The sequence below is a fragment of the Rhizobium sp. AN68 genome, from assembly GCF_030758035.1.
GTDB classification, from domain to species: Bacteria; Pseudomonadota; Alphaproteobacteria; order Rhizobiales; family Rhizobiaceae; genus Agrobacterium; species Agrobacterium tumefaciens.
The window spans coordinates 1,004,828-1,018,164 of sequence record NZ_JARWMI010000002.1 but is presented as its reverse complement, the minus strand read 5'-3'; the positions used below and the strand labels follow the sequence as shown (position 1 = coordinate 1,018,164).

Sequence of the window (13,337 nt, the reverse complement as noted above, 5' to 3'; positions counted from 1 at the left end):
CTCGCCGCGACCATTCCCGCATGAATTGGAGAAAGACGTGAAGGGTTGGAACTGGGAAGGTTTCTTCGAATATCTGACGAATTATTATCTTTTCGAGGGGGCGATGGTGACGCTCGGCCTCACGGTTTTTGCCATGACGGCGGGTCTTGCGCTGGGCTTCGTCATTGCGGTGATGCGCATGTCGAAATACCGGTTCCTCTCCGGACCGGCCTATTTCTACACCTGGATATTTCGCGGCACGCCGCTGCTGGTGCAGCTCATCATCATCTATACCGGCCTGCCGCAGCTCGGCATCAAGCTGACGGTTCTGCAGTCCACCCTGATCGGCCTGTCGCTCTGCGAGGCCGCTTATCTGTCGGAAATCGTCCGGGCAGGTATCGCTGCGGTTCCCAAAGGCCAGATCAATGCGGCGCGCGCCATCGGCATGACCGAGGCGCAGGTGATGCGCTACATAGTTGCACCGCAGGCCTTCCGCATCATCATTCCGCCGCTTGGCAATTCCGTCAATGGCGTGCTGAAGACAACGTCGATCGCCTCCATCATTTCCATGGAGGAGCTGCTGCGCCGCACGCAGGTTCTTATCCAGGAAAAGTTCCTCGTTCTGGAGCTCTTCATGGTCGCGGCCCTTTATTACCTCGCCATGACGACCGCCTGGGAACTCATCCAGCGCCGTATCGAGAAACGATTCGGCAAGGCCTACGGCCCAATGTCGGCTGACGTACACTAGGGAGAAGTCCGATGTCTCAAGCAACCAGCATGATCGAACTTCAATCCGTCAACAAATGGTACGGTCCGACCTTTCAGGTTCTGACCAATTGCAGCCTGAATGTCGCCAAGGGCGAAGTCGTCGTGATCTGCGGGCCGTCCGGTTCGGGCAAGTCGACGCTCATCAAATGCGTCAATGCGCTGGAGACGATCGGCAACGGCATCATCACCGTCAACGGGGTTGAGGTGACCAACCCCAAGACCGATATGCCGAAGCTGCGCTCCAAAGTGGGCATGGTGTTCCAGCATTTCGAACTCTTCCCGCATATGACGATCCTCGAAAATCTGTGCATCGGGCAGGAGAAGGTTCTCGGCCGCTCCCCTGCGGAGGCGCTGATCAAAGCCAACGCCCTTCTGGAGCGTGTGGGGCTTACCGCGCATGCGAAGAAATATCCCGGTCAACTTTCCGGCGGTCAGCAGCAGCGCGTCGCAATCGCCCGCGCGCTGGCGATGGATCCGGTCGCCATGCTTTTTGACGAGCCTACATCGGCGCTTGATCCGGAAATGATCAACGAGGTGCTCGACGTCATGGTCTCGCTTGCGCAGGAAGGCATGACGATGATGGTGGTGACGCATGAAATGGGGTTTGCCCGCAAGGTGGCTGACCGCATTGTCTTCATGGATGGCGGCGAGATCGTCGAGATCGGCGAGGGTGACAGCTTCTTCACCAATCCGAAGACGGATCGCGCACGCTCGTTCCTGTCGAAAATCCTGGCGCATTGACGCCACGGTGACCGGAGCGGGATGGCGAAATCCCGCTTCAGATCGTGTGCCTTAGGCCGTTCCGAACAACGCAGAATGATATTGGCGGAGAACCGCAATGATAAACCGTGTCCTGATGCCTCGCGAAATGCTCATCGGCGGTGGCAGCCGTTTCCGATTGCCGTCACTGTTGAAATCTCTGGGGGTGAAGCGCCCTCTGCTCGTCTGCGATCCAGTCATGCAGAAACTCGGCCATGCGGATGCGCTTTTGCAGGCGCTTGGCGGCGAGGGTATCGATGCCGCCATTTTTGCGGATGTCGTAGAAGATCCAACGGATATATCCATCGCCACACTGGTGAAACGCGTTTCCGGGGGCGGTCATGATGGTCTCGTCGCACTCGGCGGCGGTAGCGCCATGGATACGGCGAAAGCAGGTGCCATCGTTGCAACCAGTGGCGAAGAGCTGCGGGCGCTGAAAGTTCCAAGGATCGTGGATTTTGCCGTCATGCCGGTAATTGCCATACCCACAACCGCAGGAACCGGATCGGAAGTAACACGCGCCGCCGTCGTGACGGACACGGCTGCCAGCGAAAAAATGCTCATCCTCGGCACCGCCGCTTTGCCCGTTGCGGCCATCATCGATTACGAGCTGACGCTGACCTGCCCTTACCGCGTCACGGTCGATACCGGCATAGATGCGCTGACCCATGCGCTGGAAGCGCTGGTCAACCGCAACGGTAATGCCCATTCCGAGGCGTTGGCGCTGTCCGCGCTGAAACTGATCGGGGCAAATCTCGAAAAAGTCGCGAACGACCCGCAGAACCGGGAAGCACGAGAAGCGATGATGCTCGGGGCGACGCATGCGGGTCTTGCCGTTTCCAATACATCCACAGCGTTGATCCACGGCCTCAGTCGGCCGGTCGGTGCCTTTTTCCACGTTCCGCACGGCATGTCGAATGCGATGGTACTGCCGTTGGTCACACAATTTTCGTTGAATTCCGCTCTACCGCAATATGCCGCCGCTGCCCGCGCACTTGGTTGCGCCAGTTCGACGGACAGTGACCAGATTGCAGGCGCAAAGATGGTGGAGGCTTTCATCGGCCTGAACAGGCGGCTGAAGGTGCCGACCCCGCAGGAATTCGGTATCGACAAAACCCGCTATCTCGATCTTTTGCCGGAAATGGTGCGGCAAGGCCTCGCCTCCGGCACACCCGCAAATAACCCACGGGTTCCGACGGCAGCGGAAATGACGCGCCTTTACGAACTTGCCTTTGACGGCCGCATGGAAGGGCCTTGAGCCATAACATACTGTAACAATTGTCATTTTTCGCAACTTCAAGCCATAGATTTCCGCCACTTGACACTTACATATTATGGCATACCATAAGACATCATATTTATCGGAGAGAACGCCTATGCCCATCCAGATCCGTAAGACGCTGTTGCAGGTCGAAACAACGTTGATTGAAGGAGGCAAGGCCGCAGCGACACCTTTGAAGCTGTTCACCGCCATCGCGGTCGTGAAAAATCCCTGGGCTGGAAAAGGCTTCGTGGATGACCTCAAACCGGAAATCCACGCCGGGGCGCCGGTGCTGGGCGAACTCCTGACGAAGATGATCCTTGATGCCGTGGGTTCCGGCGAAGCGGTGGAGGCCTATGGCAAGGCGGCCGTCGTCGGGCTGGATGGTGAGATCGAACATGCCTCCGCGCTCATTCACACGCTGCGTTTCGGCAATCACTATCGTCAGGCTGTGGGTGCCAAGTCCTATCTGGCCTTCTGCAATACGCGTGGTCCCGGCAATGCGCCGATCATGATCCCGTTAATGGACAAGAACGATGAAGGCCGCCGTTCGCACTACCTGACTATCCAGACCTCCGTTCCCGATGCTCCGGCTGCCGACGAGATCGTCGTGGCGCTCGGTGCTTCAGTCGGCGGTAGGCCTCATCACCGCATCGGCGACCGGTATCAGGATCTGAAGGATCTCGGTCAGGATGTTGCCAACCCGGCGGGCGTTTGAGGGTGATGCAAATGCAGGAGGCCGCCACCACGTCACGGGTCAATGCTGCAAAGGCAGGTGCTGCCGCGCTCCCTCGCAAGGTGACCGAGGGCGGGGCGGCCTATTTCGAGGCAGGCGCCGGTGAAGACCTGATCCTCATCCACGGTGTGGGAATGCGGCTGGAAGCCTGGAAGCCGCAGATCGAAATCTTTTCAAAGACGCACCGTGTCATCGCGGTAGATATGCCGGGGCATGGCGGCAGTGAAACCCTGCCAGCGGGCAGCTCACTCAAGGATTTTGTCGGCTGGTTCGGCCGCTTTCTTGACGATATGCGGATCGCGCGTGCCAATGTGGCCGGGCACTCCATGGGTGCGCTGATTTCCGGCGGTGCCGCTGCAACCTTTGGAGATCGAATTGCGCGCGTTGGTTATCTGAACGGCGTCTACCGCCGTGATCCGGCCGCGAAGGCTGCGGTTCTTGCACGCGCGGCTGCCATCCGGACCACCGGCGTGGACAAGGAAGGCCCTTTGTTACGCTGGTTCGGCGACGATCCAAAGAGCCAGCAGGCGCGGGAGTTGACGCGGGGCTGGCTGGAAATGGTCGATCCCGAAGGTTACGCGGTTGCCTATACCGCATTTGCGGGCGGCGACGAGACCTATGCGGATCGGTGGCCCTCGGTCATCTGCCCGGCTCTTTTCCTGACGGGTTCGGACGACCCCAATTCGACGTCTTTGATGGCCGAGCAGATGGCGGCGATCACACCGCGCGGTTACGCCCGCGTCGTTGAGGCGCACCGGCATATGGTCAACCTGACCGCGCCTGAAACTGTCAATGCAATGATGGCCGAATGGCTGGCTTCAGAGGAGGAGCCGCAATGACTGTTGCAACCCTTGATCCGCGCGCTTTGCGCGATGCATTCGGCGCTTTCGTTACGGGAGTAACAATCGTGACCACCCGGGACGATGCAGGAAAGCCCATCGGTTTTACCGCCAACTCCTTCACCTCGGTTTCGCTCGATCCGCCGTTGCTACTGATCTGCCTTGCCCGCAGCTCGCGCAATTTCATGACGATGACCGGCACCAAAAACTTCGCGGTCAATATTCTGTCGGAAAGCCAGAAGGACCTCTCCAACACCTTCGCCCGGCCGGTCGAAGACCGTTTCGCCACCGCCAGCTGGTTGGATGCGCCGAAGGGCTCCCCGGTCTTTGCAGACGTCGCGGCCTGGTTCGAATGTTCGATGCAGGAGGTTATCGAGGCCGGCGATCATGTCATTCTGCTCGGCCGTATCGAGGCTTTCGACAATAGCGGCCTGAACGGTCTCGGTTATGCGCGCGGCGGCTATTTCACGCCGATGCTGGCTGCAAAGGCGGTATCGGCAGCGGCAGAGGGCGATATCGTCGTGGGCGCCGTTCTGGAACGGCGCGGCGAGATTTACCTCGTTGGCGACGACGTGCTGTCGCTTCCCGGCTGTGTCGTGGCAAGCGGCGATCCGGTCGCGGCGCTGACATCACGTCTCGAAGACCTGACGGGTCTCTCCGTCAAAACGGGATTTCTCTACTCGGTTTATGAGAACAAGACGGACGGGCGCCAACACGTCGTCTATCACGCGCTTGCCGATGGCGATGAAGCGCCGCGCGAGGGCCGTTTTCTGTTGCCCGGCGCGCTGGCTTCGGCAAAATTCGACTCCGGCGCTACGGCGGATATCGTCAATCGTTTCGTGCTGGAAAGCTCGATCGGCAATTTCGGTGTTTATGTCGGGAACGAGACCGCCGGCAAGGTTCATCCCATCTCCATGAAGGGGCCAAAACCATGAAATTCTCCCTCTTCGTTCATATGGAGCGGCTGGACGCCTCCCAGGACCACAAGACACTCTACGAGGAGTTCGTGACACTATGCGAGATCGCCGATCGTGGTGGCATGCATGCCATCTGGACCGGCGAACATCACGGCATGGATTTCACCATAGCGCCCAACCCCTTTGTAACGATCGCCGATCTGGCGCGGCGTACGAAGACGGCACGCCTGGGTACGGGAACGGTGATCGCGCCTTTCTGGCACCCGATTAAGCTTGCCGGAGAAGCGGCGATGGCGGATCTGATCTGTGATGGCCGTCTTGATATCGGCATCGCGCGTGGCGCCTATTCGTTCGAATATGAGCGGCTGCTTCCAGGCCTCGATGCCTGGGGCGCCGGCCAGCGGATGCGCGAGCTTATTCCGGCTGTCAAAGGGGTTTGGGCGGGTGACTACACCCACGACGGCGAATTCTTCAAGTTCCCGGCCACCACATCGGCTCCCAAACCGCTGCAGCAGCCTTTTCCGCCCATCTGGGTGGCGGCGCGTGATCCGAATTCGCATGAATTCGCTGTCGCCAATGATTGCAATGTTCAGGTGACACCGCTCTGGCAAGGCGATGACGAGGTGGAAACCCTGATGGGCCGCTTCAACGATGCCTGTGCGAAAAATCCGGATAAACAGCGGCCGAAAATCATGCTGCTGCGCCACACCTATGTCGGTTCCGGTGAAGCCGACATTGCCCAGGCGGCCCATGAGATGAGCGTCTATTACAACTACTTCTTTGCATGGTTCAAAAACGAAAAGCCCGTTCATCAGGGTTTGATCGAGCGTATTGCGCCGGAGGAGATTGCCGCAAACGCCATGCTTTCCGGTGATGTCATGCGCAAGAACAACGTTGTCGGCGATGCCGATGAAGTCATTACCCGGCTTAAGGCCTACGAGGCCATGGGCTACGACGAATATTCCGTCTGGATCGATACCGGCATGAGCTTCGAGCGCAAGAAGGCCTCGCTGGAACGCTTCCTTTCCGATGTCATGCCGGCTTTCAAGGAGTAAGATGATGCGCCGTTTCCAATGTTACATCGACGGGCGCTTCGAGGATGGTGAGGCGAGCTTTTCGAGCCTCGACCCGGCAACCGGTGAACCCTGGGCAGAAATGCCGGAAAGCCGCGAAGCGGATATTAGCCGCGCCGTAGAGGCTGCGCATCGGGCGCTTTATGACGATGCCGCCTGGTCGAAACTGACGGCGACGCAACGCGGCAAGCTGCTCTATCGGCTTGCCGATCTGGTTGCCGAAAATGCAAAGACGCTTGCCGAGCTCGAAACCCGTGACACCGGTAAGATCATCCGCGAGACCTCGGCGCAGATTGCCTATGTCGCGGACTATTATCGCTATTATGCGGGCTTGGCTGACAAGATCGAGGGCGCTTACCTGCCGATCGACAAGCCGGACATGGATGTCTGGCTGCGGCGCGAGCCCGTGGGTGTGGTGGCCGCGATCGTCCCGTGGAACAGCCAGCTTTTTCTGGCAGCCGTTAAAATCGGCCCGGCGCTCGCTGCCGGCTGCACAATCGTCATCAAGGCCTCGGAAGACGGACCGGCGCCGCTTCTGGAGTTCGCCCGGCTGGTGCAGGAGGCTGGTTTTCCTGCCGGCGTCGTCAATATAGTCACTGGTTTCGGTGCGTCCTGCGGCACGGCACTCACCACGCACCCCAAGGTGGCCCATATCGCCTTTACCGGCGGGCCGGAAACGGCGCGTCACATCGTCCGCAACTCGGCCGAAAATCTTGCCTCCACGTCGCTCGAACTCGGCGGCAAATCGCCAATCCTCGTCTTTGCCGACGCCGATCTCGAAAGCGCCGCCAATGCGCAGGTCGCGGGAATTTTCGCGGCGACCGGTCAGAGCTGTGTTGCCGGATCACGGCTGATTGTCGAGAGAAGCGTGAAGGATCGCTTCCTCGGGATTTTGAAGGCGAAGGCTGAGGCGATCCGCATCGGCTCGCCGCTGGACATGGCAACGGAAGTGGGGCCGCTCGCGACCGAGCGGCAGCGCAAGCATATTGTCTCTCTGGTCTCTGCTTCCGAAAAAGCCGGTGCGAAGGTGGTGACGGGCGGTGTGGCGGTGGATGGCGCTGGTTATTTCTACCCTCCGACCATTCTCGATTGTGACGGCATTCGTTCGCCGTCCATGGAAAGGGAGTTCTTCGGCCCGGTTCTTTCGGTTGTTTCCTTCGAAACCGAGGCGGAAGCGATCGCTTTGGCCAATGACACGGTCTATGGCCTCGCCTCGGGCGTCTTCACGCAGAACCTGACGCGCGCCCATCGACTGATGAAGGCGATCCGCGCCGGTGTGGTTTGGGTGAACACCTATCGCGCCGTCTCACCGATTGCGCCTTTCGGGGGGTTCGGTCTTTCCGGTGATGGTCGCGAAGGCGGGCTTGCGGCAGCGCTCGATTACACGCGCACGAAGACCATATGGCTTAGAACCTCCGATGACCCGATCCCCGATCCATTCGTGATGCGGTGACGCGATGTTTTACGAGATCCGCACCTACCGGCTGAAGAACGGCGCCATTCCGGCCTACCTTGGGGTTGTCGAGGAGGAAGGCATCGAAATCCAGAAAAGCCATTTGGGCGAGCTGGTGGGTTACTTCTTTTCCGAGATCGGGCCGATCAATGAAATTGTCCACATCTGGGCTTTTTCCAGCCTGGATGACCGCGAAGAACGGCGCGCGCGGCTACTGGCCGATCCACGCTGGTTGTCTTTCCTGCCTAAGATCCGCGACCTCATTGAAGTCGCCGAAAACAAGATCATGAAGCCGGCGCCTTTTTCACCGCTGAAGTGAATCTGCCGGCCGCGAAGTGCATGCCAACAACAAGCTCTAAAACGGAGTAAGGGAACATGAGATCGAAACTGGTATTGATGACATGCGCAGCAATTTTCGCCCTGGGCGCATCCGCACAGGCGAATGATCTGGTTTTTTCCAGCTGGGGAGGAACCACGCAGGACGCCCAGAAGGCGGCCTGGGCCGAAAAATTCATGGTGGCGACCGGCATCAACGTGCTTCAGGATGGCCCGACGGACTATGGCAAGCTTAAAGCCATGGTCGAGGCGAACGGCGTGACATGGGATGTGGTCGACGTGGAAGGCGACTACGCCGCGCAGGCCGGGCCGAAGGGCCTGCTGGAGAAGCTTGATTTCGCCGTCATCGACAAAACGAAGCTCGACCCTCGTTTCGTCACTGATTACTCCGTCGGAAGCTTCTATTATTCCTTCGTCATCGGCTGCAATGTCGATGCTGTAGCCGCCTGCCCCAAGAGCTGGGCCGACCTTTTCGATACGGCAAAGTTCCCCGGCAAGCGCACCTTTTACAAATGGTCCGCACCGGGTGTGATCGAAGCAGCCCTGCTGGCCGATGGGGTTGCCGCCGACAAGCTATACCCGCTCGATCTCGATCGCGCCTTCAAGAAGCTGGACACGATCAAATCCGATATCATCTGGTGGTCTGGCGGTGCGCAATCGCAGCAGTTGATCGCTTCTGCGGAGGCACCCTTCGGCAGCGTCTGGAACGGCCGCATGACAGCGCTTGAGAAGAGCGGTGTGAAGGTGGAGACCTCCTGGGAGCAGAACATCACGGCAGCGGATTCCCTCGTGGTTCCCAAGGGAACGAAGAACAAGGACGCGGCGATGAAGTTCATCGCTCTTGCGACCTCCGCGCAGGCGCAGGCGGATATGGCGTCTGCCACGGGTTATGCCCCGGTCAATGTCGAATCCGCAAAGCTGATGGATCCGGAAACGGCAAAGACCCTGCCTGACCAGCAGACAGCGAGCCAGGTCAATGCCGACATGAACTACTGGGCGCAACATCGTGACGAGATCGGTGAGCGCTGGTACGCCTGGCAGGCCAAGTAAGGCAACGGCGCGGGCAGCCAAAAGCGCCCGCGCAAATTTTCACCTCCGGGGAGGTTTGGGCATGGTCTCGCTTACCGATGAAACAGAAAGCCCGAAGACGAAGGTGCGGATGCCCTTCCGGCCCGGCAATTTTGCCGCCACCCTGCCGGCATTCGTTCTGCTTGCCCTGTTCTTCGTCGTGCCGGTTATCATCCTGCTGTCGCGCAGCGTTACCGAGCCTGTTCTGGGCTTTGGCAATTACGCCGCATTGCTGGGCAGCTCCACCTACCTGAAGATTTTCTTCAATACATTCGCGGTCTCGGCGCTGGTCACGCTCGTAACGCTGGTCATCGGTTTTCCTGTCGCGTGGGCGCTTGCCATCATGCCGTCGCGGCTTGCCTCCGTCGTTTTCGCAATTTTGCTTCTGTCCATGTGGACCAACCTTCTGGCACGCACCTATGCCTGGATGGTGCTGTTGCAGCGGACGGGTGTCGTCAACAAGACGCTGATGGGCCTTGGCATCATCGACAAGCCGCTTGCACTGGTCAACAACCTGACCGGCGTCACGATCGGCATGACCTATATCATGCTGCCATTCATCATCATTCCGCTCTATGGCGTCATCCGCAAGATCGATCCGGCCATTCTCCAGGCGGCGGCGCTGTGCGGGGCAACCCGCTTTCAGGCGCTGACCCGCGTTCTCATTCCACTTGCCGCTCCGGGTATGATCTCCGGCGCGCTGATGGTGTTCGTCATGTCGCTTGGCTATTTCGTCACCCCGGCGCTGCTGGGCGGCACGGCGAACATGATGCTGGCCGAGCTTATCGCGCAATTCGTGCAGTCTCTCGTCAACTGGGGCATGGGCGGGGCAGCGGCGCTGGTGCTTCTGGTGGTGACGCTGACGCTTTACGCAATCCAGCTGAAATTCTTCGGCGCGGCCGGGGCAGGGGGCGCTGACATGCTTTTGAACTACAACAGCCTTGGCGCGTGGAAGTGGCTGCTCCTTTTCATCACGGTGCTGACAGCGGCATTCCTTATCCTGCCGATTGTCTTCATCGCCGCTTTGTCCTTCGGCTCGTCGCAATGGCTGATCTTTCCGCCGCCCGGCTGGACGCTGAAATGGTATGCGGATTTCTTAGCCGATCCGAGGTGGCTGGATGCTGCCTGGACAAGCCTGCGTATCGCCGTGATGGTCACAGTCCTGTCGGTGTTGATCGGCCTCGTGGCCTCCTTCGGCCTGGTGCGGGGGCGTTTCATCGGGCGCGAGGGTCTGCGGGCTTTGTTCATGACGCCGATGATCCTGCCTGTCGTGGTGCTGGCGGTGGCGCTTTATGCTTTTTTCCTGAAGCTCGGCCTTGCGGGCACCACCACGGGCTTTGTCATTGCCCATCTTGTCGTGGCGCTGCCTTTCTCCATTCTGGCGTTGACCAGCGCGCTCGAGGGTTTCGATAAATCGATCGAAGACGCTGCAGTGCTATGCGGCGCGAGCCCGCTGCAGGCCAAAATCCGCATCACCTTGCCGGCCATCAGCCATGGCCTGTTCTCAGCCGCGATCTTTTCTTTCCTCACTTCCTGGGATGAGGTGGTGCTGGCGATCTTCATGGCAAGTCCAACGTTGCAGACGCTGCCGGTGAAAATCTGGGCGACGCTGCGGCAGGATCTGACGCCGGTGATCGCCGCTGCATCGACGCTTCTCATCGCGGTGACCATCATTCTCATGCTGCTTGTCGCGGCTGTGCGAAAAGGATTGAAAACATGACCAAACCGCTCCTGCAAATTCGCGGCATCGCCAAGCAATACGGACCGGTCGTCGCCGTTCAGGATGTCAATCTCGAGGTGCAGCCGGGCGAGTTCATGACGTTTCTCGGACCATCCGGTTCGGGCAAGAGCACGACGCTCTACATTCTGGCCGGTTTCGAACAGCCGACGGCGGGCGACATCCTGCTGAACGGCCAAAGCCTGCTCTCCACGCCGTCGCACAAGCGCAATATCGGCATGGTCTTCCAGCGTTACACGCTGTTTCCGCATCTGTCCGTTGGCGAGAATATCGCCTTTCCGCTGAAAGTGCGCCGAAAGAGCAAGGCGGAAATCGATGCGAAGGTAAAGGAGATGCTGAGGCTCGTTCGTCTCGAAGGTTTCGAGGACAGAAAGCCCGCGCAGATGTCGGGCGGCCAGCAGCAGCGCGTGGCCTTGGCAAGGGCGCTCGCTTATGATCCGCCGGTTCTTCTGATGGACGAGCCGCTTTCGGCGCTCGACAAGAAGCTCAGGGAAGAAATCCAGTTCGAAATCCGTCGCATCCACCAGCAGACGGAAGTAACGATCCTTTACGTCACCCACGATCAGGAAGAGGCCTTGCGTCTTTCCGACCGGATCGCGGTGTTTTCAAAAGGCGTGATTGACCAGATCGGTACGGGGCCGGAGCTTTACGCTCACCCCACCACCCGCTTCGTGGCCGAATTCATCGGTGACAGCGACTTCATCGCCTGCGATCTCCTCGCCGCCTCGGGCGGCAAGGCGACGGTTTCGCTCGGTGAGAATATCGTCTTTGACCAAATTCCGGTTCATGGCGAAGCTGCGCCGGGAAAAAGGGCGGCGCTGATGCTGCGTCCGGAGCGTTTACAGCTCAGCCGCAACAGGCCCGGCTCTTACGCCGGTTTTCAGGCCACCGTCAGCGATATCACCTTTCTTGGCAACAACGTCCATGTCGTCGCCCATACAGGTTCGGGAGAGCCCTTTGCCGTGCGCCTGCCATTTGGCCATGAGGCGATTTCGGGCCTCAACCGTGGTGATCTCGTGCATCTGGCCTTCGATCCCGCGTCGGCGCAGGTTTTCTGTTGAGGGTCGGAAATATGCATCTTGATGATCCCGCGCTCTTCGGCGAGCACGGGAGAACATCTCTACCGGCAATGCGCGCCGACCATCAAGAAACTGGGACTGGAACTTGGCGGCAATGCGCCCTTCATCGTCGACGACGCCGATCTCGATGCGGTCGTGGAGGGAGCGCCGATTTTCCCAGAAGTTGGAGCCGCAGACAAAACCGTTGCATTTCAATGAGCCATCATGCCCCAGGCAAGTGAACCTAGGGCAAAAAGCCCGAATAAGACAAGGATCACTCCGGACAGGCGGGAAACCCAGCGGGCAAAGGTGGTGGGAAGGCGCTGCCGGGCAAATGCAACGCCGCCGCTCAACATGAACCACCACAATAAAGACCCTAGAAAAACGCCCGCGACCACAAAAAACGCGCTCGTCGCTCCCGATGCGTCAGCAAGGCCGAGACCCGCGAAAATTGCTGCAAAGGATAGTATCGTCATGGGGTTGGTGATCGTCAGGAAAAAGGTCGCGGTGATGGTGCCGAGCAGATCGCGCGCTCCAACCTTGGCCGCTTCTGCCAGAGGTTTGGGCCTCAGGCTTTTCCAGCCGAGCCACAGCATGAAAAGGCCGCCGACGATTTTGAGCGGCGTATCGATTGTCGCGAGGGTCGCCGCGAAAGCGGAAAAGCCGAGCGCTGCGAGGCTGGCATACACGGCATCCGCCAGAGCAGTCCCAAGGCCACCTGCCACTCCCGCCCAGAACCCGCGCTCAAGGGTCCGGTTGATGCAGAGGGCGCCAATGGGGCCGAGCGGGGCTGCGACCGCAAGGCCCAGCACAATGCTTTTCAAAACGAGCATCAGTTCCATCAGTCCACGCTTTCCTTCGGCATAAATGGTCCCGGCACGACAGAAGACAGGGCAATGATCGTTTCGGTACGGGCAAGGAACCCGTTCTGTTTCATTGTCGCCAGAAAGGTTTCGATCTCCGCCAGCGACCCGACGTGAACTTTGACGAGGTAGGACCACTGCCCGGTCACATGGTGACATTCCGCAATAGCGAACTGCGACGCCGCATAGACACGAAACGCGGCCTCGTCCGCATCCGGCGCCAACGCGATCCACACGAAGGCGATCACGGGCAAATCGAATGCGGATGGATCGGCATCAACGGTGATGCGACGGATCGCCCCGCTGGCCGTCAGGCGTCGGATGCGCTCGTTCACGGCCGAAGCGGAAAGCTCCACGACATTTCCGATATCGGCCAGAGAGCGGCGGGCGTCTTCTGCAAGAAGACTGATGATTTTGCGGTCTGTTGAATCCATGACCGCAGATAATCATGTTTATTATGATAATGAAAGATATTATGCGGAATTTTAG

Annotated in this window: 14 protein-coding genes and 2 pseudogenes; 14 read left to right on the top strand and 2 right to left on the bottom strand. The window is 59.3% G+C overall.

Going from position 1 to position 13,337, the window contains the following annotated elements:
• The first annotated feature begins 37 nt into the window (after window positions 1-37).
• From RBH71_RS08120 to RBH71_RS08055, 14 genes and pseudogenes are all read left to right on the top strand, one after another.
• A complete protein-coding gene (locus RBH71_RS08120; RefSeq protein ID WP_003511502.1) occupies window positions 38-727 on the top strand; it encodes an amino acid ABC transporter permease in 690 nt (229 codons plus the stop codon).
• Between the two features lie 29 nt (window positions 728-756).
• Window positions 757-1,488, top strand: coding sequence for an amino acid ABC transporter ATP-binding protein (locus RBH71_RS08115; RefSeq protein WP_003511501.1), 732 nt, complete (start codon window positions 757-759; stop codon window positions 1,486-1,488).
• 97 nt (window positions 1,489-1,585) lie between these two features.
• Entirely contained in the window at window positions 1,586-2,764 is a 1,179-nt protein-coding gene (locus RBH71_RS08110; protein WP_003511500.1) for an iron-containing alcohol dehydrogenase, read from the top strand.
• Between the two features lie 118 nt (window positions 2,765-2,882).
• A complete protein-coding gene (locus tag RBH71_RS08105; protein WP_003511499.1) occupies window positions 2,883-3,485 on the top strand; it encodes an amino acid synthesis family protein in 603 nt (200 codons plus the stop codon).
• A gap of 11 nt (window positions 3,486-3,496) precedes the next feature.
• Window positions 3,497-4,342 carry an alpha/beta hydrolase gene (locus RBH71_RS08100; protein WP_323687240.1) on the top strand — a complete coding sequence of 282 codons (846 nt, stop codon included), beginning with the start codon at window positions 3,497-3,499 and terminating at the stop codon, window positions 4,340-4,342.
• A complete protein-coding gene (locus RBH71_RS08095) occupies window positions 4,339-5,277 on the top strand; it encodes a flavin reductase family protein (RefSeq protein WP_003511497.1) in 939 nt (312 codons plus the stop codon). Before RBH71_RS08100 ends, RBH71_RS08095 begins: the two co-directional genes overlap by 4 nt.
• A complete protein-coding gene (locus RBH71_RS08090) occupies window positions 5,274-6,314 on the top strand; it encodes an LLM class flavin-dependent oxidoreductase (protein WP_003511496.1) in 1,041 nt (346 codons plus the stop codon). Before RBH71_RS08095 ends, RBH71_RS08090 begins: the two co-directional genes overlap by 4 nt.
• A gap of 4 nt (window positions 6,315-6,318) precedes the next feature.
• Window positions 6,319-7,785 carry an aldehyde dehydrogenase gene (locus RBH71_RS08085; RefSeq protein WP_003511495.1) on the top strand — a complete coding sequence of 489 codons (1,467 nt, stop codon included), beginning with the start codon at window positions 6,319-6,321 and terminating at the stop codon, window positions 7,783-7,785.
• Between the two features lie 4 nt (window positions 7,786-7,789).
• Entirely contained in the window at window positions 7,790-8,104 is a 315-nt protein-coding gene (locus RBH71_RS08080) for an NIPSNAP family protein (protein WP_003511494.1), read from the top strand.
• Window positions 8,105-8,160: 56 nt separating this feature from the next.
• Entirely contained in the window at window positions 8,161-9,171 is a 1,011-nt protein-coding gene (locus tag RBH71_RS08075) for an ABC transporter substrate-binding protein (RefSeq protein WP_026330721.1), read from the top strand.
• 109 nt (window positions 9,172-9,280) lie between these two features.
• Window positions 9,281-10,102 (top strand): annotated as a pseudogene (locus RBH71_RS08070) (ABC transporter permease); the annotation flags it as partial.
• A 6-nt stretch (window positions 10,103-10,108) separates the two neighbouring features.
• Window positions 10,109-10,909 (top strand): ABC transporter permease, encoded by an 801-nt coding sequence (locus RBH71_RS08065; protein WP_111801019.1) that lies wholly within the window; start codon window positions 10,109-10,111, stop codon window positions 10,907-10,909.
• Window positions 10,906-11,988 (top strand): ABC transporter ATP-binding protein, encoded by a 1,083-nt coding sequence (locus RBH71_RS08060; protein ID WP_111801020.1) that lies wholly within the window; start codon window positions 10,906-10,908, stop codon window positions 11,986-11,988. Before RBH71_RS08065 ends, RBH71_RS08060 begins: the two co-directional genes overlap by 4 nt.
• A 36-nt stretch (window positions 11,989-12,024) precedes the next feature.
• Window positions 12,025-12,159: pseudogene (locus RBH71_RS08055) on the top strand (aldehyde dehydrogenase family protein); the annotation flags it as partial.
• Between the two features lie 38 nt (window positions 12,160-12,197).
• Here RBH71_RS08055 and RBH71_RS08050 read toward each other — a convergent pair.
• Window positions 12,198-12,827, bottom strand: coding sequence for a LysE family translocator (locus tag RBH71_RS08050; RefSeq protein ID WP_003511488.1), 630 nt, complete (start codon window positions 12,825-12,827; stop codon window positions 12,198-12,200).
• On the bottom strand, window positions 12,827-13,282 hold the full coding sequence (locus tag RBH71_RS08045; RefSeq protein WP_111801022.1) for an Lrp/AsnC family transcriptional regulator: 456 nt from the start codon (window positions 13,280-13,282) through the stop codon (window positions 12,827-12,829). Before RBH71_RS08045 ends, RBH71_RS08050 begins: the two co-directional genes overlap by 1 nt.
• Window positions 13,283-13,337 lie beyond the last annotated feature (55 nt).